Consider the following 19,386-nt stretch of genomic DNA (forward strand, 5'->3'; position numbering starts at 1 on the left):
GTTCCTAGAGTTCTCCGGGAGAGCGCGAGCCCTCCCAGGCGAGGTACTTCAGCTCGAGGTACTCCTCGATGCCGTGGATCGACCCCTCCCGGCCCAGGCCGGACTGCTTGATGCCGCCGAACGGGGCGATCTCGTTCGAGATCAGGCCGGTGTTGATCCCCACCATGCCGGTCTCCAATGCGGCCGCGACGCGCCAGGTTCGCTCGGAATCGGCGGTGAACGGGTACGCCGCCAGCCCGTACTCGGTGTCGTTGGCCCAGTCGACGACCTGCGCCTCGTCGGCGAATCTGATCAGCGGAAGCACCGGCCCGAACGTCTCCTCCCGGGTGACGAGCATTCCCGGTACGACGTCCGCGAGGACCGTCGGGGAGAAGAATCGTCCGGCTCGCCGATCCGGGCCGCCGCCGGTCAGCACCCGGGCACCGCCGGTGACGGCGTCGGCGACGTGCGCGCGCACCTTCGCCACCGCCGCCTCGTCGATCAACGGGCCGATCTCGGTGCCGGGCTCCAGGCCGCCGCCGACCCTGAGCGCGGCGGCACGCTCAGCGAGCGCGGTCGCGAACTCGTCGTAGATGCCCGCCTGGACGTAGACCCTGTTGCCACCGATGCAGGACTCGCCGGAGTTGCGGAACTTCGCGGTCATCACGCCGTCCACCGCGGTCGTCACGTCGGCGTCGTCGAAGACCAGGATCGGCGCGTTGCCACCCAGCTCCATGGAGGCCTTCTTCACCGTCGCCGCCGCTTGCGCCAACAGCTTCCTGCCCACCTCGGTGGAGCCGGTGAAGCTGATCTTGCGCACCAGGGGATGTTCGGTCAGCTCCGGTCCGATCTCGGCCGGATGGCCGGTGACCACACTGAGCACCCCCGCAGGCACACCGGCGCGAACGGCGAGCTCGGCCAGCGCCAACGCGGTCAACGGGGTCTGTTCGGCCGGCTTGACCACCATGGTGCAGCCCGCCGCCAGTGCCGGAGCGACCTTCCGAGTGATCATCGCCGCCGGGAAGTTCCACGGCGTGATGGCCACGCAGACTCCGACCGGCTGCTTGAGGGTCACCACGCGGCCGGTGGGCCGTGGGGCGTCGAAGACCTCGCCCCGCACCCGTTTCGCCTCCTCGGCGAACCATTCGACGAAGGAGGCCGCGTAGGCGACCTCGGCCTGTGCCTCGGCGACCGGCTTCCCCTCCTCGATGCTGATCAGCCGGGCCAGGTCGGCGGCGTGCTCGGTGATCTGATCGAACCAGGCACGCAGCACCAGCGAGCGCTCCTTGCCGGAGCGCGCTCGCCACGAGACCAGCGCCTCACCGGCGGCCTCGACGGCCCGTGCCACCTGCGCTCGGCTCAGCGCCGGCACCGAGGCTATCGTCGCCCCGGTCGCGGGATCGTCGACCGCGATGCCCCCGGAGTCCCCGTCCTCGACCCAGCGGCCGTCGACGTAGGCCGCGGTGCGCAGCAGCGTCGGGTCGTCGAAGTCGGTCAGTCGGACCAATGCCTCGGGGATGCTCCTCATGTCGATCCTCACTTCTCCACCGCCTTGATCTCGAGCGGAAGCCGGGTGCCGAGGCCGGATCGCTCGGCGGCGCCGACACACATCTGCGCGACGGCCAGGTCCTGGGTGGCCGAGCCGACCGACTTGTAGAGCAGGATCTGATCGGTGCCGGTCCGGCCGGGATGCCTCCCCGAGACCAGGTCCGCGAGCCCGACGGTCTTGGTCCGGGTCTCGATCCCGGCCCGGTGAGCGGCGAGCAGGTCGCCGGTCTCTCCGCACACCTCGGTGACCATGTCGGCGACGAGCAGGTCGGCGCGAGCGATCGTCGACTCGTCGACCTCACGCTGCTCGGGCACCGTCGACCCGATGGAGAGGACCGTCATGCCCGGTCGCAGCCATGCGCCGCGGAGAGTGGGCGACTCGTCCCGGGAGCGGGCGGCACACGCCACCAGCGTCGCGGCGTCGACGGCCTCCTCGGCACTCGAGGCCGGCTCGACGGTGAGCGACAGGTCGTCCAACGACTCCACGAAGCGGGCCCGGCTCTCCGCTCGCGGGCTGTAGACCCGGACGCGGGAGATCGAGCGCACCGCCGCCAGCGCCCGCACGTGGTTGCGGGCCTCGAAGCCGGACCCGATCACCGCGAGGGCGAGGGGTCCCGGTGGCGCCATCAGGTCCGCCGCCAGCGCCGAGGTCGCCGCGGTGCGGAATCCGGTGATCGAGTGGCCGTCGAGCAGCGCCACCAGCTCGGCGCTGCGCTGATCGAAGAGCGGGATCAGATAGGAGACCCGACCGTTGCGTGGCGAGGCCGCGATGATCTTCAGACCCATCGGTGCGTCGCCGGCCGGCGCGCCCGCCATGGCGCGCAGCCAGCCATGGTCCCCGCGCGCGATCTGGCGGCCCGGGAAACGCTCATCGGCCGGCTCGACGCCGTACGCCGCGCGGAGCGCGTCCACTGCCGGCTTCCAGTCGAAGACGCGACACACCGTCTCGTCGTCGAGCAGCAGCGTCATCGGGTGGGCCTGTCGATCGAGGTGGCGGCCACCGCCGATTCGGTCCGATCCTCGGGTCGATCTGCCGGCTTGCGCGAGATCATGGCGTGGATCCGGGCACGCAGGTCGAGGAACTCGGGGCGCGACTTCGTGGCCAACTGCTCCCGTGACCTGCCGAGCTGCACCGGCACGGCGGCGGCCACGGTGGCGGGGCTTCCCGAGAGCACCACCACCGTGTCGGAGAGGTAGACGGCCTCGTCGATGTCGTGGGTGACGAGCACGACGGTGACACCGATGCGCTCTCGCACCGCGAGCATCAGGTCCTCCAGATCGCTTCTGGTCTGAGCATCGACCGAGGCGAAGGGCTCGTCCATGATCAGTACGTCGGGTCGATAGGCCAACGCCCGCGCGATCGCGGCGCGTTGCTGCATCCCACCCGACATCTGCCAGGGGTACAGATCGGCGCAGCCGGTCAGGCCGACATCGACCAGCGCCGACCTGACCCGCTCGGCGCGCTCACTCTTGCTGAGTCGCGTGTGCCTGAGCGGAAGCTCGACATTGGCGCCGACCCTCATCCAGGGCATCAGCGATCGGCTGTAGTCCTGGAAGACGACCGCCATCTCGTCAGGAGGCTCGGTGACTGCTCGACCGTCGACGTACACCTGCCCAGCATCGGCAGGAGCCAGTTGGGCAAGACACCGCAACAGCGTCGTCTTCCCCACGCCCGACGGCCCGACGATGCAGACGAACTCACCGGCACGAGCGGTCAGAGTGACGTCGCGTAGGACCTCCTTCGCGCCGTAGGACTTCTGGAGCCGCTCGACGTGGAGCACGGCCTCGGAGGAGAGGTCTTCGTTGACGGACATGCGCGATCCTTATCCACGGGAGAGCCGGTGCCACCTGAGCACACGGTGCTCGACCCGGCCGAAGATGACGTTGAGCAGGTAGCCGAGGATCCCCAGCAGGACCATCCCCGACCACATCTCCGGGATGGCGAACTGCCGCTGCGACTGAAGGATGAAGTAGCCGATGCCGCTGGAGGCGCCGAGCAGTTCGCTGGCCACCATCAGCACCACCGAGACGGACAGACTCGCGCGGATTCCGGTGAAGATCTGCGGGCTGGCGGCCGGCAGCACGATCCGGAAGATCCAGTCAGCCCTGGACACGTGGGTCGAACGGGCGACGTCGATGATCCCGGGGTGGATGCCGCGGACGCCGTCGATCGTGTTGAGCAGGATCGGCCATACCGCCCCGAGCACGATCACCGCCACCCGCATCGAGAGGCCGATCCCGAGCAGCTGGATCGCCAGCGGGACCAGCGCCACCGCCGGCAGGTAGCGCAGGAACTGCAGCACCGGACTCATCATGTCGCCGAGGGCCGGAGAGAGCCCCAGGACGACGCCCAGGCCGACGCCGAGCAGGATCGAGACCAGCAGCGCGATCCCGATCGCCAGCAGGCTCGGCACCACGTCGGTGGGCACCCGTTGGAAGAGCCACACGTGCCGAAAGGTGTTCAGGACGTCCGACAGCGGTGGGAAGTAGAACGAGGTGCTGTTCGCCGTCCCGAACCACCACGCCGCTATCAGCACGACGGGGACGATCAGGCCGAGGGCCGCGTTGACCAGCAACTGCTTGCGCATCAGTGCAGCTCCTCACGGTGGGAGGGGTGCCAGCGCAGGGCCCGGCGCTCGGCGGCCACGAAGACGGCGTTGAGGGCGACCCCCAACAAGCCGCTCAGGACGATGTAGGCATACATCCGCGGCACTGCGTCACCGAGCTGGGAGATCACGATCTGCTCACCGATGCCGGGTGCCGGCATGACGATCTCGGCGCTCAAGGTGAGCAGCAGGCTGATCGCGGCGGCCAGCCGGAGCCCGGTGGCGACGTACGGCGCCGCGGTGGGAAGCACCAACCGGGTGACGACCTCGAACCGGGTCGCGTGGTAGGACCGGAAGGTGTCGCGGGCGACCGGGTCGACGTCCCGGACGCCGTAGATGGCCTGGAGCAGCACCGCCCACACCGACCCGAAGACCGCCAGCACCACCGTGCCGAGCAGCCCGGCGCCGTACATCAGGATCGCCAGCGGCACCAGGGCGAGAGTCGGGATCGTGCGGCAGAAGTCGAGGGTGAACACCGACATCTGGTAGGCGAGCCGGCTGGCCCCCAGGGCGAAGCCGACGACCAGCCCGATGACCGACGCCAGCACGAAGCTGACGGCCCAGGCGACCAGTGTCGTCCCGACAGGAGCCCACACCGCTCCTCGAACGATCTCATCGACGAGCGCACGCCCGACCTCGACCGGCGAGGGTACGCCGCCGAGGCGACCGGCGACCTCAAGCACCTGCCAGAGCAGCAGCAGCGCCAGGATGAAGCCGAGCTTCGGCACGACCCCACGCAGCCGCACCGCGAGGTTCCGCGGTCGCCGGAACCGGACGCCGGGGCCGGCGACGGTCATGGCGTCCACAACAGCCCCGACGCGTCGTACTCCTTGGTCAGGAAGCCCTGCTGCTGCATGGCCTTGGCATAGAACGTCAGGTCACTCTTGGTGACCGAGGAGTTGAAGAGCGGCAGGATGGCGCTCTTGCGGTCGGCGGCGGAGATGGAGGTGTAGGTGCCCATGATCTTGCGGACCGCGGCCGGGTGGGCGGCGGCATACGCGACCGACTTCTTCATCGCGCTGGTGAAGCGGGCGGCGACGTCGGCGTTGTCGCTCAGGTAGTTGCCACTGGCGACCCAGGTGGTCCCGGCCCTGCCCGGCAGGCCCTCCGGGAACGGCTCCATGACCGCCTTCAACCCCGCCTGGGTCGCCTGGGAGAGGTAGGGATCCACCACGACGGCGGCGTCGACCCGGGCCGACTCCAGTGCGGAGACCATGTCGGGGTAGGCGATCTCGACGAACTTGACGCCCGAGGGATCGACTCCGGCCTTCTTCAACGCCAGCCGGACCGCCAGCTCGGGCGCGGACTGAAGGCCCACGACGGCGATGGTCTTGCCGGCCAGGTCGGCGGTCTCGGTGATTCCGCTGCCCTTGGCCGCGACGAGCTCCGCGCCGTCGGGAGTCTCGGGATCATCGGAGAAGCGATCGTTACCGGTCACGATCTTGATGTCGAGGCCCTTCGACGCGGCGGTGATCGTCGGCACCGCCGAGACCAGGGCGAACTGCAGCTGGTTCTTGAGCAGCGACGGGATCGCCGACGACGCCGCCTGGATCGTCTTGACGTCGACCTCGATCTTCTCGTCCTCGAAGAAGCCCTGCTGCGTGCCGAGATACACCGCGGCCGCGTTCGAGATCGGGGTGACGCCGACCGTCACCTCGGTCAGTCCGGCCGCCGTCGTGCCGGTGTCGGTCGACGATCCACATGCCGTCAGCGCCACCCCCAGGGCCGCTGCCATCAGTGCCGCTGCGATCCGGCGTCCCACCATCTCTCTCCCCGTTCCTCGAGTGAAGTGCGTCACGGACGGTATCAAATATCCAATGTCCAACGCAACAGATCCAAGATCCGACCCTCTACGCTGAGCACATGACAGCCATTCACCAGCGTGTGGCCGACGTCGTCTTCGACAAGCTCCACGAGCGCATCGTCGGCGGTCAGCTCGCCCCCGGGGACCGGATCGACCCCACCGAGGTCGCCGCCTCGCTCGGCGTCAGCAGGACTCCCGTCCGGGAGGCCCTGCTGCAGTTGGAGGCACAGGGACTGGTCGAACGGCTGCCCTACCGTGGGGTCGTCGTCACGGCCGTCGACGCCGCCGATGTCGAGGACATCGCGGCATTGCGCATCCATCTCGAGACGATGGCGGTCCGGGCGGCGCTACCGCATCTCACCGAGGACGACACCAGGCACATGGAGTCGATCCACCGGGAACTGCTCGCCGCGGTGGCCAGTCCGGATGCCCAACGCAGCTTCTCCGAGCTCAACCGCGACTTCCATCTGACCCTCTATCGGGCCGCCGGCTCCCCCACGCTGCTCCGACTGATCTCCGACCTGTCCGCCCGGGCCGAGCGCCTGCGTCTGCACTTCGACGTGCGTCATGGTCGCGCGATGGACGACCACGCGCGCATCCTGGCGGCCTGTCAGACGGGCGATGTGGACGAGGCAGTGGCCGCGACCCGGGACCACATTCTCGGCGCGACGTTGATGATGCTTCCCGAGGACTTCCGGGTCACCCCGGGCTCGGTTCTCGACACCGCGTTGCTCCAGAGCGGCCACGACCGCCAGAACAACCCGTCCACGACCGCCGACCTTCGCCGCTGAGCCCCGCTCCGACCGGATCGGAAGGGCAGGTGGGCCTGCTCAGTCCTTCACCACGAGCACCGGACAGGGTGCCTCCAGCAGGATGCGCTGCGCCTGCGTGCCGAGGATCAGCTTGCCGGTCGGCGAACGTCGACGGACGCCGATGACGAGCAGTTCCGCGGAGACCTCCTCCGCGATGGCCGCCAGCTCCTCGGCGGCACCGTATTCGTCGTCGGACTGGCGCCGGATCTCGAAGTCGACCCCACCCTCGGTGAGCCGCGCGGTGGCCGCGACCAGATCCCGCTCGGCCAGCTCGCGCAGCTCCGACTGCGTCTCGTCGGCCCGCACCGAGGAGACCACCACCAGCCGGTCGCCGAGTGCGATCGCCTCCCGGATCGCACGATCCAGCGCCGCCGCGCCCTCCGGCTTGGGTACGTATCCGACCACCACCGCTGTCATCGAGCCTCCTTCGGCCGGTCGTCCGGCATCACCGACGCTATCGCGTTCGGCCGCGTTCGTCGGCGACCGGTCCGGCGGGATCACCGCGATCACTCGGCCTGGACTCCGTCTCTCCTCCGGTCCGGATCCGGCCACGGCCCGAGTCCTGTGGATGAATCCGCCCGCCGGCGCGCCTGTGGACGGCAGCCGGCACGTCGATCCCGACCCGGGCAGGGTGAGCGCCATGGTTGGTTCGAGGGTCAGCGCGGCCGGAGAGGGACTGCATCCGCCGGTCCTCGGCGATCTTGCGCGGCTGCTCCGGCTAGCGGTCTGGGAGCACCATGCCGCCGAGCCGCGTCGCTCGCATCTGCCGATCCTGCACCTGGGCCAGCCCGGGGGCCGGCAACTGGTCTTCCCCGACCGGCACGACGAGCCGACCGACCACGCCCTGCGGGTCGACATCGTCGCGGCGATGCGGCACCACAGCGGCCAGCCCTCGCCGCTGGTATGGCTGACCCGGAGCGGCGACCTCGCGCTGGCGGACGTGGATGCACGCTGGCTCGCGGCCGCTCGGCAGGCGTTCGCCGAGGCGGAGGTGCCGCTGGTCTTCGTGGTGGTGAACCGCCAGGGCTGGCGGGACCCGCGCTCGGGACACGGCCGGGTGTGGTCCCGGATCCGGCATCGGTGAGCCGGGGACCGGAGCTCGACCGAGCTCCGGCCGCCTAGAGATCCCAGCTGTGCACCGGTTCCGCCGCGTGCATCCGATCGCGGTACTCCAGCAGGGTCGCGCGCAGCGCCCGGCGCCGTTTCTCGCGCGAGGACCCGGTGGTCCGCTTGGCCGTCGCCGCCACGAACCATTCGGCGCCATTGCGGCCGACCAGACAGCGCTGCTCGATGATGCCTAGCAGCCGGTCGATGGTGGGCTGGTCCACGCCCCAGGCGAGCAGACCCTGATGTGCCAGCGGCAGCAGCCGGCGCAGCACGATCTCGGTCGCCGGCGCCTCGCCCAGTCCGGGCCAGAACAGCTGGGCGTCGATGCCGGTGCGGGCCGCCGCATGGAAGTTCTCCTCCGCGGCGGCGAACGACATCGCCGACCACAGCGGTCGCGGACTCTCGACCAGGGCGCGCACCAGTCCGAAGTAGAAGGCGGCGTTGGCGATGGTGTCGACCACCGACGGACCGGCCGCCAGCACCCGGTTCTCCACCCGCAGGTGCGGCACCCGCTCCCCGCCCGGCTCGCGCACCACGTCGTACACCGGCCGGTTCCACCGATAGACGGTGCCGTTGTGCAGCCTCAGCTCGGGAAGCTCCGGAGTGCCGCCCGCCTCGAGGACGGCCTCCGGGTCCTCGTCGTCCAGCACCGGCAGCAGCGGTGGGAAGTAGCGCACGTTCTCCTCGAACAGGTCGAAGACCGAGGTGATCCAGCGCTCACCGAACCAGACCCGCGGGCGCACACCCTGGATCTTCAGCTCCTCGCTGCGCGTGTCGGTGGCCTGCTCGAAGAGTGGGATCCGGGTCTCTCGCCACAGCTCCTGACCCAGCAGGTAGGGCGAGTTGGCGCCGAGCGCCAGCTGCACCGCCGCTACCGCCTGGGAGGCGTTCCAGTACGCCGCGAACTCCTCCGGGCGCACCTGCAGATGCAGTTGGGTGCTGGTGCAGGCCGCCTCGGGCATGATCGACTCCGAGGTCGTCTCCAGCCGGTCGACGCCGCCGATCGCGATCGCGATGTCCTCGCCGCGGGCGCGCAGCACCTGGTCGTTGAGCAGCCGATAACGCGGGTTGGCGCTGATCGTGTGCGGCCCGAGGTGGCCAGCCCGCAGCGTCGGCAGGATGCCGATCATCACCAGATGTGCGCCGACGGCCGCGGAGCGCTCCTCGGCGTGGTTCAGGCTGGAGCGGAGACCCTCCTCGAAGGAGGTGAGTCCGCCCTCGCGCAGTCGCACCGGCGGCACGTTGATCTCGATGTTGAACTGGCCGAGCTCGGTCTGGAAGTCGGGGTCGGCGATCACCGCGAGCGCCTCGGCGTTCTTCAACGCCGGATCGCCGTCCTCGTCGACGAGGTTGAGCTCGACCTCGAGACCCACCATCGGGTCGTCGGCGCGGAAACGACCCTCGCGCAGCATCTGCGCGAACACATCGAGATCGCGGCGCACCTTCTCCCGGTACCGCGTCCGGTCCGCCCGGGTGAACTCCTGGTGCTCGACCTCCTCGCCCATGGGCCCACGGTAGGGAAGAACGGCGCCGACGGGAATGCCTCGCCGGGCGGATCAGCCCGCGACGGCTCGGCCGGCGGCCGCGGAGACCGCCGCCAGCGCCGTGCACACCCTCGTACCCCAGACCTTCGGTGGCGCGGCGTCGGTGAGCAGCGCCGAGACCAGCCTGCCCAGCAGATGGTCGATCTCACCCTGGAAGCACCTGTCGACGCCGCACCAGGCCAAGGCGCCGTCCCCGGCCAGCCAGGCGACCAGCGCGAGCACGCCGGCCGGTGGCGCGACCAGCGCCGTCGGCGTGCGCCGCACGATGTCCTCCCACAGCGGCAGCAGCTCCGGCGCGGACACCGGGTCGAGCTCGGCGCACAGTCGATACAGCACCGCCGGGCGACGCAGCGCCAGCAGCAGCGAGGCCAGGTCGTCGGCCTCACCGATCCGTCCCGAGCGCCGAGCCCGACCCAGCACACCCGCCAGTCCGCCGACGCTCAGCGCCGTCGCACCGGACAACGCCGCCTCGGTCTGTGCGACCAGGTCGGCGTCGGGGGCGATCTTCGCCGCCAGCGCCTCCCGGGAGCCGAGCCGGACCCGACCGTCGAGGACCGCCTCGGCGGCGAACTCGTGGGCATCCTCGTCGTACGGCACCCCGCCGGGAGGAACACCGGCTCGCCCGAACGGGGCGAACCAGCGCTCGCCGTCGGCACGCAGCACGTCGAGCACCCGGATCCCCACCGCCTCGAACCGATCGACCAGCTCTCGTGCCAGGTCGTGGGCGAGCGCCGCGGAGGTGGTGTAGAGGATGAAGACGACCGCCCGCACGGCGTGCGTGCGCGCCGGCGCGAGCACGGTCTCCACGCACTCGTCGATATCGCCACGACCCGGCAGGTCGATGCGGGCATGGAACTGATGCTCGGCACCGAAGGTGAGCATCACCAGGTCCTCATGCGGCTTGAAGCCGAGGACGACGGGCACGGCCGCGAGGAGGTCCTCGGGGCTCTTGGCAGCAAGGGTCATGGTCATGGCGGGACCCTCCCCGTGCCCTCCGACAGCCACGGGCCGCGCCGCGAGCGCTGTGGACAACCGAGGCACGAGACTGCAGTGGGGACGAAATCCGGTCGATCTCGGGTCCCGGGCTTCGACGCGCTCGCTGGCGCTCGCCATCCGGCCGGCGACCAGACGCGGACTGTCCGAGCCGCCGAGTAGGTTGCTCCTCATGCGCGCGACCGCGTCGGTGATGCACCTCGACCTCGACGCGTTCTTCGCGTCGGTCGAGCAGCGGGACAAGCCGTCGCTGCGCGGCAAACCGGTGGTGGTCGGCGGCATCGGTCCGCGCGGGGTGGTCTCCACGGCGTCGTACGAGGCGAGGAGGTACGGCGTGCGCTCGGCGATGTCGACCCGCGAGGCGCGGGCGCGATGCCCTCACGCCGCCTTCCTCCACCCCCGTTTCCCGGCCTACCGGGAGACCAGTGAGAGGGTGATGGGCCTCTTGCGGGACCTGTCCCCGCTGGTCGAGCAGCTCTCGGTGGACGAGGCCTTCGTCGATCTCGCCGCGGCCGGGCTGCCCGACCTCGAGGTGGCGACGGTCCGGGAGACGGCCACACGGATCCGGTCGGCCGTGGTCGTGGCCACCGGCGGACTGACCGCGAGCGTCGGGATCGGCACCTCGAAGTTCATCGCCAAGGTCGCCAGCGACCTGGACAAGCCCGACGGGCTGGTCGTGGTGGCACCCGGCACCGAGCAGCGCCTGCTGCGACCGATGAGCGTCACGGTCATCCCGGGCGTCGGTCCCGCCACGGCCGAACGACTGCGCCGCGCCGGGATCAGCACCGTCGCCGACCTGGAGCGGGTGAGTCTGGCCGAGCTGGTGCGGCTCGTGGGCAAGGCCCACGGCACCGGGCTGTTCGCGCTCGCCCGTGCCGAGGACGACCGCCTGGTCGAACCCGAGCGAGAGACCAAGTCGGTGAGCGTGGAGAGCACCTACGAGGTCGATCTGACCGATCGGTCGCTGATGGAGCAGATCCTCACCCGCCAGGCACGGCAGGTCGCCGAGCGTCTCGACGAGCACGGCCTCTCCGGCCGGACGGTGACCATCAAGGTGCGGCTCTACGACTTCACCACGCTGAACCGCTCCAGCACCCTGACCGCGCCGACCAACAGGGCCGCGACCATCGGCCGGCTGGCCCGGGCGCTGCTCGCCGACCTCGACACCTCCGCCGGCGTCCGACTGCTCGGCGTCGGCGTCTCCGGGCTCGCCGACTGGATCCAGGAGGATCTCTTCGCGCAGGACGGGCAGGACGGGAACGGCGCCGCGGCGGAGCCCATCGAGTCGTCGGTCCGGCCGGGATCTGCCGGGGCGACCGACGCGACGGATTCGGGGACCGAGACCGCGCCGGATGCCGGCCGTCTCCGGCGACCGGAGTGGGCGCCGGGGATGGACGTGCTCCACGCCGTGCACGGCCGAGGCTGGGTATGGGGAGCGGGCCGAGGGGTGGTGACGGTACGGTTCGAGACGGCCGACTCCCCGATCGGTCCGGTCCGCTCCTTCCGGACCGACGATCCCGACCTGGGACCGTGGTCACCGCCGACCGCGGACGCCCCCGCTGAGCATCCCGAGCGTCCCACCCCGCCGATCGCGTAGGCCGCGCGGAACGAGCGGCCATATCGATCCGATGGTCTCGATACGGGCTCGTTCCTCGCCCCTCCTCGACCAACGGCCCGCCCGCGCCTCGCCGGCGACCCACCTCAGACCCGGATGAGCCGGTCAGGGATCCAGCCGGAAGCTGATCCTCTCCCCCGGCCGGGCCTGGGCGCACTGCCACAGGTCCGCCTCGGCGACCACGCCCACCACCGGATAGCCACCGGTGGTGGGGTGGTCGGCCAGGAAGACGACCGGCTGCCCGTCCGGCGGGATCTGCACCGCCCCGAGCACCATCGGCTCGCTGGCGAGCTCACCGACGCGACGTGCCACCGACTCGCCCGCGAGGCGCAGCCCGACCCGGTCGGAGTCCGGCTGCACCGTCCACAGCCCACGACACAGCTCCGCCAGCGCATCCGTGGCGAACCACTCCGGTCGTGGGCCGGGGTGGAGCCGCAGACCGGTCGCCGCCCGGCGCGCAGGTACGTCGACCGGGGCCGGTGCACCGGCCACCTCGCCCACCCGAATCGTGTCCCCCGGGCGCAGCGGTGCCGGCCCGATCCCGGAGAGACTGTCCGTCGCGCGAGAGCCGAGCACCGGCGCGACCTCGATGCCGCCACCGACCGCCAGGTAGCACCGAAGGCCGGCGACCAGCGGGCCGATCCGGAGCTCGGCTCCGGCCGGGAGCCAGACCGGCTCGTCGTACCCCACCTGTCGCCCGGCCGGTCCGTCGACGACGGTGACCGGTCCGCGACCGCCGGTCACCGCCACCCATCGCCCGGCTCTCCCGGACACCCCGTCCACGTCCGGCGTCTGTCGAACCGTCAGCCCGCCCAACAGAGACTCGACCACCGCCGCGTCCCGGCGATTGCCGACCAACCGGTTGGCGAAGTCCGCCGCCGGCCGGTCCAGCGCCCCCGAGCGCGGCACCCCGAGATGGGCGAACCCCGGCCGACCGGCGTCCTGGATCGTGCTCGACGCGCCGGTGGCGACCACCAGCAGCGCCGCTTCCCGCCGGCTCGCGGAGACACGCACGGGCGCGGAGTCCATCGGGCTCACCCGACCGCCACGAACCGGACCCGGGTCCCCGGAGCGAGCAGCGCAGGCTCCGGCGAGCTGAGATCCCACAGCACCGCCTCGGTCCGGCCCAGCAGGAGCCAGCCGCCGGGCGAAGCGCTCGGATAGACCCCGCAGAACCCGTCGGCGAGTCCGACCGAGCCGGCCGGCACCCGCGGCCGCGGTGCGGCGAGCCGCGGCACCACCCACCCGGGCGGCAGACCGGTGAGATAGGCGAAGCCCGGCGCGAAGCCGCAGAAGGCACTGACGAACTCGAGGGCGGTGTGTCGGGCGACGACCTCGGCGGGGGTGACGCGCCACAGTCCGGCGACCCGCTCGAGATCGGGTCCGTCGTATCTGGTCGGGAGCTCGACCAGCGGTCCGGGCGGACGGTCCTCCCGTGGCGTCCAGGTCTCGAGCAGCGCTCGCCACCGGGCGACGTCCTCGGCACGCCGCAGGCCATCGAGCAGCACCGTGCGCGCGGCCGGCACGATCTCCTCGCACCGCAGCCGCTCACCGACGCGGCGCAACCAGTCGGCGAGCGCCGCCGCCTCCCCGGCCGAGTCCACCTCGACCAGCAGCGCGCTCGGTCCGTACTCCCGCACCTGCATGTGCGTATTTTGCCGTCCGTCGCCGCGTGTCGATTTGCCTACCACCCGGAACTGGCGGAACCATCGGCAGTGAACAGAGTGAGGGCCTCGTTGGTGGTATGAGCATCAACGAGGCCCTCGGTTCATGATCACCGCCCGGCTCCAAGGAGTCCGGCAGACCTCATGAACACACCTGGTCCGCGGCTGAGCTTGCGCCCGCCTTCGGCCCTGGCGACCGATCCGCCTTCCTGCCTTGCGGCCACCGGGCTGATCGATGGGTCATTCCTACGCCTGTGCACCACCCGGCCGCAAGGGTTTCTGCGAAGAATATCGGCGCATTCTCGGCTATCCACCGACACCTGCGTTCTCTCCACAACGAGCGCCCGGTTACCCACAGGATCAGCGCAGATTCCCACAGATCTCGGGTCACCCTGTGGAGGAGTCACGCAGGCCGGCGAGCACCCATCCGTCCGCCTCCAACGCCCGCCGTACCGCCTGGGCGTGCGCCACCGCACCCGGCGAGTCCCCGTGCAGGCACAGCGACTCCACCCGACCGGCCAGCCGCAGCGCCTGACCGACGATCTCGCTCTCCTCGGTCAGCACCGCCCCGGGGCGATCCCGAGGCCGCAGTCGCTCGCCGGTCTCGGTCCGCTCGTAGGCGCGGTCGGGGAACCCCTCCGACCAGGTACGCCGACCAGCGGCCCGGGCCGCCGCGATCAGCTCGCCCGGCATGCCGAGCACCGGCAGCTCGCCCGAGCCGTCCAGCACCGCGGCCGCCTGCTCGGCGTCCTCGCGGGTGCGTTGGTAGAGGGCGCCGTGTGGCTTGAGATACCCGACCGCGATCCCCTCCTCGGCGGCGATCGCGGCCAGCGTGCCGACCTGGTCGGCGACCTGCTCGCGCAGGGTGGCATAGCCGACCTCGAGGGCGACCCGGCCGAAGTTGGCCCGATCGGCATAGGAGACCTGGGCTCCCACGACCACCCCGCGGCGGGCCGCCTCGGCGCACACCGCACGCATGATCTCGGCCGACCCGGCGTGGTAGCCACAGGCCAGGTTCGCCGAGGTCACCACCGCCAGCAGGCCGGCGTCGTCGGTGACCTCCTCGCCGAGATCCGCGTTCAGGTCCACCCGCGCCACCCGCTCTCGCACCGTGCTCATGGGCCGAGGATAGGGTCACCGCCATGCCTCAGCCGCCCCTCGCCGCCACTCACCGGACCACCGCCGAGCACCACGGCCGCATCCGGATCGACGACTACGAATGGCTGCGGGACAAGGACGACCCCGCGGTCATCGCCCACCTGGAAGCCGAGAACGCCTACACCGAGCAGGCCACCTCGCACCTGGCCGACCTGCGCCAGCGGATCTTCTCCGAGATCAAGGCGCGCACCCTGGAGACCGACCTCTCCCTGCCCACCCGCAGTCGCGGCTACTGGTACTACGGCCGCTCCTTCGAGGGTCGCGAGTACGGCGCCAGCTGCCGGGTGCCGGTCACCGACCCGACCGAGTGGACCCCGCCCACGCCGGCCGACGTGCGGCCCGACCAGCCCGCGCTGGTCGGCGAAGAGGTGCTGCTCGACCTGGACGCACTCGCCGAGGGCCACGAGTTCTTCAACCTCGGCGGCTCCGCGGTCAGCCCGTCCACCACCCTGCTCGCCTACGCCGTCGACGTGGTCGGCGACGAGCGCTACACGGTCCGGATCAAGGACCTGGCCACCGGCGACCTGCTCACCGACGTCATCGAGAACGTGCACGGCGGTGCCACCTGGGACCGCGACTCGGTCTGGCTCTACTACACCACCAGCGACGAGGCCTGGCGGGCGGACAAGATCTGGCGGCACCGACTCGGCACCGAGCAGAGCGAGGACGAGCTGGTCTTCCACGAGACCGACGAGCGGTTCTGGGTCGGGGTGGGCCGCAGCCAGACCGATCGCTTCATGATCATCGCCAGCGGCGCCAAGGTCACCACCGAGTACCGCTTCCTCGACCTCGACCGCCCGGAGGCGGGCTGGCAGGTCTTCGCCGCCCGCGAGGAGGGCGTGGAGTACTCCCTGGAGCACGCCGTCCTGCCCAGTCCCGACGGGGCCGAGGACGTCTTCCTGGTCACCCACAACGCGAGTGGGCCCGACTTCGAGATCGCCCGCACGCCGGTGGCACCGACACCACGCGCGCAGTGGGCACCGCTGATCCCGCACACGCCCGGCGTACGCCTCGAGGACGTGGACGCCTTCCGCACCCACCTGGTGGTGAACCAGCGCAGCGCGGGCCTGACCCAGCTGCGGATCCTCGACCTCGGGCCGGACGGCCCCGACGGGATCACCGACGACTATCTGGTCGGCTTCGACGACGAGCTGTACACGATCGGTGCGGGCGGCAACCCGAGCTTCGACTCGCCGTTGGTGCGCTTCGGCTACACTACGATGCGCACCCCGAGCAGCGTCTACGACTACGATGTCCGCAGCCGCGAGCTGCTGCTGCGCAAGCAGGCGCCGGTGCTCGGCGACTACCAGCCCGACGACTACGAGGAGCACCGGCTCTGGGCGACCTCGACCGGCGGCACCCAGGTGCCGATCTCGATCGTCGTACGACGCGGGCTGCGCGAGTCCGGGCCGGTGCCGGTCCATCTCTACGGCTACGGCTCCTACGAGGCCTCGATGGACCCGTACTTCTCCGTCGCCCGGCTCAGCGAGCTGGACCGCGGGGCGGCGTTCGCCATCGCGCACGTGCGCGGCGGCGGCGAGATGGGACGTGCCTGGTACGAGGACGGCAAGCTGCTGGCGAAGCAGCACACCTTCGACGACTTCATCGCCTGCGCCCGACACCTGGTCGAGACCGGCTGGACGCGCCCCGAGTCGATCGTCGCCGAGGGCGCCAGCGCCGGCGGACTGCTGATGGGCGCGGTCGCCAACCAGGCACCCGAGGCCTTCGGCGGCATCGTCGCCGGGGTGCCGTTCGTCGACGCCCTCACCACCATGCTCGACGCCACCCTGCCACTGACCGTGACCGAGTACGACGAGTGGGGCAATCCCGAGGCCGACGTCGCGGTCTACGACTACATGGCCTCCTACGCGCCCTACGACAACGTCACCACCCGGACCTATCCGCCGATCCTCGCCGAGACCTCGCTCAACGACACCCGGGTGCTCTACGTCGAGCCGGCCAAGTGGATCGCACGACTGCGCGCGGTCGCGACCAACCCGGCCGACTTCCTGCTCCGCACCGAGATGGTCGCCGGTCATGGCGGCGTCTCCGGGCGGTACAAGTCATGGCACGACCGGGCCTTCACCCTCGCCTGGCTGCTGGACCGGATGGGGCTCGCCGACGCCCCCGAAACCGGCGCCTGACCTGTGTGTTTCCCGCGATGGATGAGAAGTCCCTGAATTCCCCGCCGATCGGCAACTCCACGGTGTGCTCGCTCGTCGTGACAGACAAGAGATCGACGGACCGCGCGGGCCACCGGCAGGGAACACCTGCGGCCTCGGAGACGTTGATGAGGACGTGAGGCTCTTCGCCTCGCCGTTAGGAGGATCCCATGGCGACACGCACCGCTCCCGCTTCCAAGGGCCGTGAGATCGAAGGCCGCGACAGCGTCGGGCTGTACCTCGACGAGATCGCCCGCAACGAGCTGCTCGACGCCGCCCAGGAGGTCGAGCTGTCGAAGACGATCGAGGCCGGCCTGATGGCCGAGCACCTGCTCGCCGAGAACCGCACCGGGCGCAAGGCCCCCGGCAGCGCGAGCCGCGCCGAGCTGGAGTGGCTGGCCGAGCAGGGACAGAAGGCCGTCGACCAGTTCATCACCGCGAACCTGCGGCTGGTGGTCTCCATCGCCCGCAAGTACGGTCGGGCCCAGATGCCGATGCTCGACCTGATCCAGGAGGGCAACACCGGCCTGATCCGCGCGGTGGAGAAGTTCGACTACACCAAGGGCTACAAGTTCTCCACCTACGCCACCTGGTGGGTCCGCCAGGCGATCACGCGTGGCATCGCCCAGCAGGCGCGGGTGGTACGTCTCCCGGTGCACGTGGTCGAGGAGCTCAACCAGGTCGGCGGCGCCCGCCGCACCCTGGAGCGTCAGCTGGGCCGGGAGCCGGAGCCGGAGGAGATCGCCGCCGAGCTCGGCATGGAGATCGACCGGGTGCTGGACCTGCTCTCCTGGGGTCGCGAGCACGTCAGCCTGGACACCCCGGTCGACGAGGACGGCGACACCTCGCTGGGTGACCTGATGGCCCAGGAGACGGCACCGGGCCCGGACCTCAACTTCATCGACGTGGAGTCACGAGAGCGGCTCAACGCGTTGGTCAGCCAGCTCGACGAGCGCGCGGCGGACATCATCAGGTCCCGCTACGGGCTGCTCGACGGCCGCCAGCACAAGCTCGCCGACATCGGGGTCAAGCACGGCATCTCGGCCGAGCGGGTCCGCCAGCTGGAGCGGGAGGCACTCCAGAAGCTCCGCCGCTTCGCCGATCCTGATCTGGCGGCGTAGCCGTCAGATCACGCGCTCAACGACCTGCCACCCGCCCGCCGCGAGCTCCGCGCTCCTTGAGCGTGGCGAAGACCTCCGCCACCCGCCGGCGGAGGTCTTCGCGCGTCCCGGTGTTCTCGATGACGTACGTCGCGGCGGCCAGCCGCTGCTCGCGGGTGGCCTGAGCCTCGATCCGCGCCCGCGCATCGGCCTCGCTCATCCCCCGGTCGGCGATCAGCCGTGCGATCTGGACCTCCACCGGGACGTCGACCACCAGCACGGCGTCGAACCGGTCCGGCTGTCCGGTCTCGACGAGCAGCGGGATGTCGTGCACCACCATCGCACCCGGGTCCGCGGACTCCTCGATCTCGGCCGAGCGGGCGCGCACCAGCGGGTGGATGATCGACTCCAGCCGACGACGCTGGGCGTCGTCGGCGAAGACCAGCGCCCCGAGCGCGGGCCGGTCCAGCTCCCCGTCCGCGCCGAGGACGCCGGAGCCGAAGGCGGCGACCACCTCGGCCAGGCCCGGCGTACCGGCCGCGACCACCTCGCGGGCCAGCCGATCGGCGTCGATCACCACGGCGCCGAGCTCGGTCAGGATGCCGGCGACGGTGCTCTTGCCCGACCCGATCCCGCCGGTCAGTCCCACTCGCACCGGCCTCACCGCAGCCCGCGAGCGGGGTCCGGCTCGCCGTGCCCGTCCAGCAGCGCGCTGAGCAGCCGGCGGAGCTCGCGCCGGTCCTCGGCGGAGAGCACCGCGAGATACTCGGTGGTGGCCGCCGTGCGCGCCCTCTCCAACACCTTCGCCAGCCGGGCCCCCTCGGCGGTGGCGACCACGCAGGTTGCGCGTCGGTCGGCCGGGTCGGGGCGCCGTACCACCAGCCCACGACCCTCCAACGCGTCCACCACCTCGGTGGCCGAGCGCGGCACGATCCGGAGCCGGTCGGCCAGCTCGGAGAGCCGCAGCGGCTCGGCGGCGCCCACGATCGTGCGCAGCGCACGGCTCTGTCCGGGGGTCACCCCCCACTCGCTGAGCCCGGCCCCCACCTGGCGGCGCATCGCGCGCGCGGCGGCCATCAGCTGCTCCCCGGTCACGTCCACGGGAATGCATCCTAGTCGTCGATGCGCTACCCTCATTGTGAGTTAACCTCAGCATTAAGGAAGGAGTGGTTCGATGAGTAGCCTCAACGCACTCCACAGCCCCGGCTCTCCGCTGGGCCAGCCCGGCGCCCCCGAGCGCCCCGGTCGAGGCGCCGGTCGCGACCCGCGCAACCCGGCGGAGCTCCGCGCCGCC

General features: G+C 71.1%; 19 protein-coding genes. 5 read left to right on the plus strand and 14 right to left on the minus strand.

From position 1 onward, the window contains the following. Positions 1–4: 4 nt before the first annotated feature. Genes QM638_RS19740 through QM638_RS19765 form a run of 6 tightly spaced genes read right to left on the minus strand, consistent with a single transcriptional unit; the run spans position 5 to position 5,898 of the window. Entirely contained in the window at positions 5–1,507 is a 1,503-nt protein-coding gene (locus QM638_RS19740; protein ID WP_415144807.1) for an NAD-dependent succinate-semialdehyde dehydrogenase, read from the minus strand. 8 nt (positions 1,508–1,515) lie between these two features. Next, the gene (locus QM638_RS19745; RefSeq protein ID WP_415144809.1) at positions 1,516–2,496 is read right to left on the minus strand and encodes an ornithine cyclodeaminase family protein; all 981 of its coding nucleotides are present in this window, start codon (positions 2,494–2,496) and stop codon (positions 1,516–1,518) included. Further along, entirely contained in the window at positions 2,493–3,341 is an 849-nt protein-coding gene (locus tag QM638_RS19750; RefSeq protein WP_415144811.1) for an ABC transporter ATP-binding protein, read from the minus strand. Before QM638_RS19750 ends, QM638_RS19745 begins: the two co-directional genes overlap by 4 nt. 9 nt (positions 3,342–3,350) lie before the next feature. Continuing rightward, complete coding sequence (locus QM638_RS19755; RefSeq protein WP_415144813.1) at positions 3,351–4,115, minus strand: ABC transporter permease; 765 nt, start codon at positions 4,113–4,115, stop codon at positions 3,351–3,353. Continuing rightward, the gene (locus tag QM638_RS19760) at positions 4,115–4,930 is read right to left on the minus strand and encodes an ABC transporter permease (protein WP_415144815.1); all 816 of its coding nucleotides are present in this window, start codon (positions 4,928–4,930) and stop codon (positions 4,115–4,117) included. Before QM638_RS19760 ends, QM638_RS19755 begins: the two co-directional genes overlap by 1 nt. Then, positions 4,927–5,898, minus strand: a complete 972-nt coding sequence (locus QM638_RS19765) for an ABC transporter substrate-binding protein (RefSeq protein ID WP_415144817.1) — start codon at positions 5,896–5,898, stop codon at positions 4,927–4,929. The genes QM638_RS19760 and QM638_RS19765 overlap by 4 nt, the downstream gene beginning before the upstream one ends. A 98-nt stretch (positions 5,899–5,996) precedes the next feature. Here QM638_RS19765 and QM638_RS19770 point away from each other — a divergent pair, with 98 nt between their 5' ends. After that, complete coding sequence (locus QM638_RS19770; RefSeq protein WP_415144819.1) at positions 5,997–6,728, plus strand: GntR family transcriptional regulator; 732 nt, start codon at positions 5,997–5,999, stop codon at positions 6,726–6,728. A gap of 39 nt (positions 6,729–6,767) precedes the next feature. On the opposite strand, the gene QM638_RS19775 is transcribed toward QM638_RS19770, so the two are convergent. Beyond that, positions 6,768–7,166, minus strand: a complete 399-nt coding sequence (locus QM638_RS19775; protein WP_415144821.1) for a universal stress protein — start codon at positions 7,164–7,166, stop codon at positions 6,768–6,770. A gap of 223 nt (positions 7,167–7,389) precedes the next feature. Between QM638_RS19775 and QM638_RS19780 the strand changes: the two genes are divergently transcribed. After that, positions 7,390–7,833: a hypothetical protein gene (locus tag QM638_RS19780; RefSeq protein ID WP_415144822.1), complete on the plus strand. Its 444-nt coding sequence runs from the start codon at positions 7,390–7,392 to the stop codon at positions 7,831–7,833. 34 nt (positions 7,834–7,867) lie between these two features. Here QM638_RS19780 and QM638_RS19785 read toward each other — a convergent pair whose 3' ends face one another. Both QM638_RS19785 and QM638_RS19790 read right to left on the minus strand, forming a co-directional pair. Continuing rightward, positions 7,868–9,361, minus strand: coding sequence for a glutamate--cysteine ligase (locus tag QM638_RS19785; protein ID WP_415144824.1), 1,494 nt, complete (start codon positions 9,359–9,361; stop codon positions 7,868–7,870). A 51-nt stretch (positions 9,362–9,412) separates the two neighbouring features. After that, positions 9,413–10,372, minus strand: a complete 960-nt coding sequence (locus QM638_RS19790) for a DUF4192 domain-containing protein (protein WP_415144826.1) — start codon at positions 10,370–10,372, stop codon at positions 9,413–9,415. A gap of 193 nt (positions 10,373–10,565) precedes the next feature. On the opposite strand from QM638_RS19790, the gene QM638_RS19795 reads away from it, so the two are divergent. After that, positions 10,566–11,990: a DNA polymerase IV gene (locus tag QM638_RS19795; RefSeq protein WP_415144828.1), complete on the plus strand. Its 1,425-nt coding sequence runs from the start codon at positions 10,566–10,568 to the stop codon at positions 11,988–11,990. Positions 11,991–12,113: 123 nt separating this feature from the next. On the opposite strand, the gene QM638_RS19800 is transcribed toward QM638_RS19795, so the two are convergent. The 3 genes from QM638_RS19800 to QM638_RS19810 form a co-directional block, all read right to left on the minus strand. Then, positions 12,114–13,037: a biotin-dependent carboxyltransferase family protein gene (locus tag QM638_RS19800; RefSeq protein WP_415144830.1), complete on the minus strand. Its 924-nt coding sequence runs from the start codon at positions 13,035–13,037 to the stop codon at positions 12,114–12,116. Between the two features lie 5 nt (positions 13,038–13,042). Next, a complete protein-coding gene (locus QM638_RS19805) occupies positions 13,043–13,654 on the minus strand; it encodes a 5-oxoprolinase subunit B family protein (RefSeq protein WP_415144832.1) in 612 nt (203 codons plus the stop codon). Between the two features lie 405 nt (positions 13,655–14,059). Next, a complete protein-coding gene (locus tag QM638_RS19810; RefSeq protein WP_415144834.1) occupies positions 14,060–14,791 on the minus strand; it encodes a 5-oxoprolinase subunit PxpA in 732 nt (243 codons plus the stop codon). A gap of 23 nt (positions 14,792–14,814) precedes the next feature. Between QM638_RS19810 and QM638_RS19815 the strand changes: the two genes are divergently transcribed. Both QM638_RS19815 and QM638_RS19820 read left to right on the plus strand, forming a co-directional pair. After that, the gene (locus QM638_RS19815; protein WP_415144836.1) at positions 14,815–16,974 is read left to right on the plus strand and encodes a S9 family peptidase; all 2,160 of its coding nucleotides are present in this window, start codon (positions 14,815–14,817) and stop codon (positions 16,972–16,974) included. Between the two features lie 188 nt (positions 16,975–17,162). Continuing rightward, positions 17,163–18,113, plus strand: a complete 951-nt coding sequence (locus tag QM638_RS19820) for an RNA polymerase sigma factor RpoD/SigA (RefSeq protein ID WP_415144838.1) — start codon at positions 17,163–17,165, stop codon at positions 18,111–18,113. A gap of 16 nt (positions 18,114–18,129) precedes the next feature. On the opposite strand, the gene coaE is transcribed toward QM638_RS19820, so the two are convergent. Next, a complete protein-coding gene (coaE, locus tag QM638_RS19825; RefSeq protein ID WP_415144840.1) occupies positions 18,130–18,747 on the minus strand; it encodes a dephospho-CoA kinase in 618 nt (205 codons plus the stop codon). A gap of 5 nt (positions 18,748–18,752) precedes the next feature. After that, positions 18,753–19,193, minus strand: coding sequence for a MarR family winged helix-turn-helix transcriptional regulator (locus tag QM638_RS19830; protein ID WP_415144842.1), 441 nt, complete (start codon positions 19,191–19,193; stop codon positions 18,753–18,755). Between the last annotated feature and the right edge of the window lie 193 nt (positions 19,194–19,386).

Origin of the sequence: Nocardioides sp. (genome assembly GCF_047606145.1) — a bacterium.
Taxonomy (GTDB): Bacteria; Actinomycetota; Actinomycetes; order Propionibacteriales; family Nocardioidaceae; genus Nocardioides.

Coding starts and splice junctions, on each gene's coding strand:
- QM638_RS19760 (WP_415144815.1), bottom strand. CDS start 4,930: ATGACCGTCGCCGGCCCCGGCGTCCGGTTCCGGCGACCGCGGAACCTC.
- QM638_RS19815 (WP_415144836.1), top strand. CDS start 14,815: ATGCCTCAGCCGCCCCTCGCCGCCACTCACCGGACCACCGCCGAGCAC.
- QM638_RS19750 (WP_415144811.1), bottom strand. CDS start 3,341: ATGTCCGTCAACGAAGACCTCTCCTCCGAGGCCGTGCTCCACGTCGAG.
- QM638_RS19805 (WP_415144832.1), bottom strand. CDS start 13,654: ATGCAGGTGCGGGAGTACGGACCGAGCGCGCTGCTGGTCGAGGTGGAC.
- QM638_RS19795 (WP_415144828.1), top strand. CDS start 10,566: ATGCGCGCGACCGCGTCGGTGATGCACCTCGACCTCGACGCGTTCTTC.
- QM638_RS19740 (WP_415144807.1), bottom strand. CDS start 1,507: ATGAGGAGCATCCCCGAGGCATTGGTCCGACTGACCGACTTCGACGAC.
- QM638_RS19780 (WP_415144822.1), top strand. CDS start 7,390: ATGGTTGGTTCGAGGGTCAGCGCGGCCGGAGAGGGACTGCATCCGCCG.
- QM638_RS19765 (WP_415144817.1), bottom strand. CDS start 5,898: ATGGTGGGACGCCGGATCGCAGCGGCACTGATGGCAGCGGCCCTGGGG.
- QM638_RS19755 (WP_415144813.1), bottom strand. CDS start 4,115: ATGCGCAAGCAGTTGCTGGTCAACGCGGCCCTCGGCCTGATCGTCCCC.
- QM638_RS19775 (WP_415144821.1), bottom strand. CDS start 7,166: ATGACAGCGGTGGTGGTCGGATACGTACCCAAGCCGGAGGGCGCGGCG.
- QM638_RS19820 (WP_415144838.1), top strand. CDS start 17,163: ATGGCGACACGCACCGCTCCCGCTTCCAAGGGCCGTGAGATCGAAGGC.
- QM638_RS19790 (WP_415144826.1), bottom strand. CDS start 10,372: ATGACCATGACCCTTGCTGCCAAGAGCCCCGAGGACCTCCTCGCGGCC.
- QM638_RS19810 (WP_415144834.1), bottom strand. CDS start 14,791: ATGAGCACGGTGCGAGAGCGGGTGGCGCGGGTGGACCTGAACGCGGAT.
- QM638_RS19745 (WP_415144809.1), bottom strand. CDS start 2,496: ATGACGCTGCTGCTCGACGACGAGACGGTGTGTCGCGTCTTCGACTGG.
- QM638_RS19770 (WP_415144819.1), top strand. CDS start 5,997: ATGACAGCCATTCACCAGCGTGTGGCCGACGTCGTCTTCGACAAGCTC.
- QM638_RS19800 (WP_415144830.1), bottom strand. CDS start 13,037: ATGGACTCCGCGCCCGTGCGTGTCTCCGCGAGCCGGCGGGAAGCGGCG.
- QM638_RS19785 (WP_415144824.1), bottom strand. CDS start 9,361: ATGGGCGAGGAGGTCGAGCACCAGGAGTTCACCCGGGCGGACCGGACG.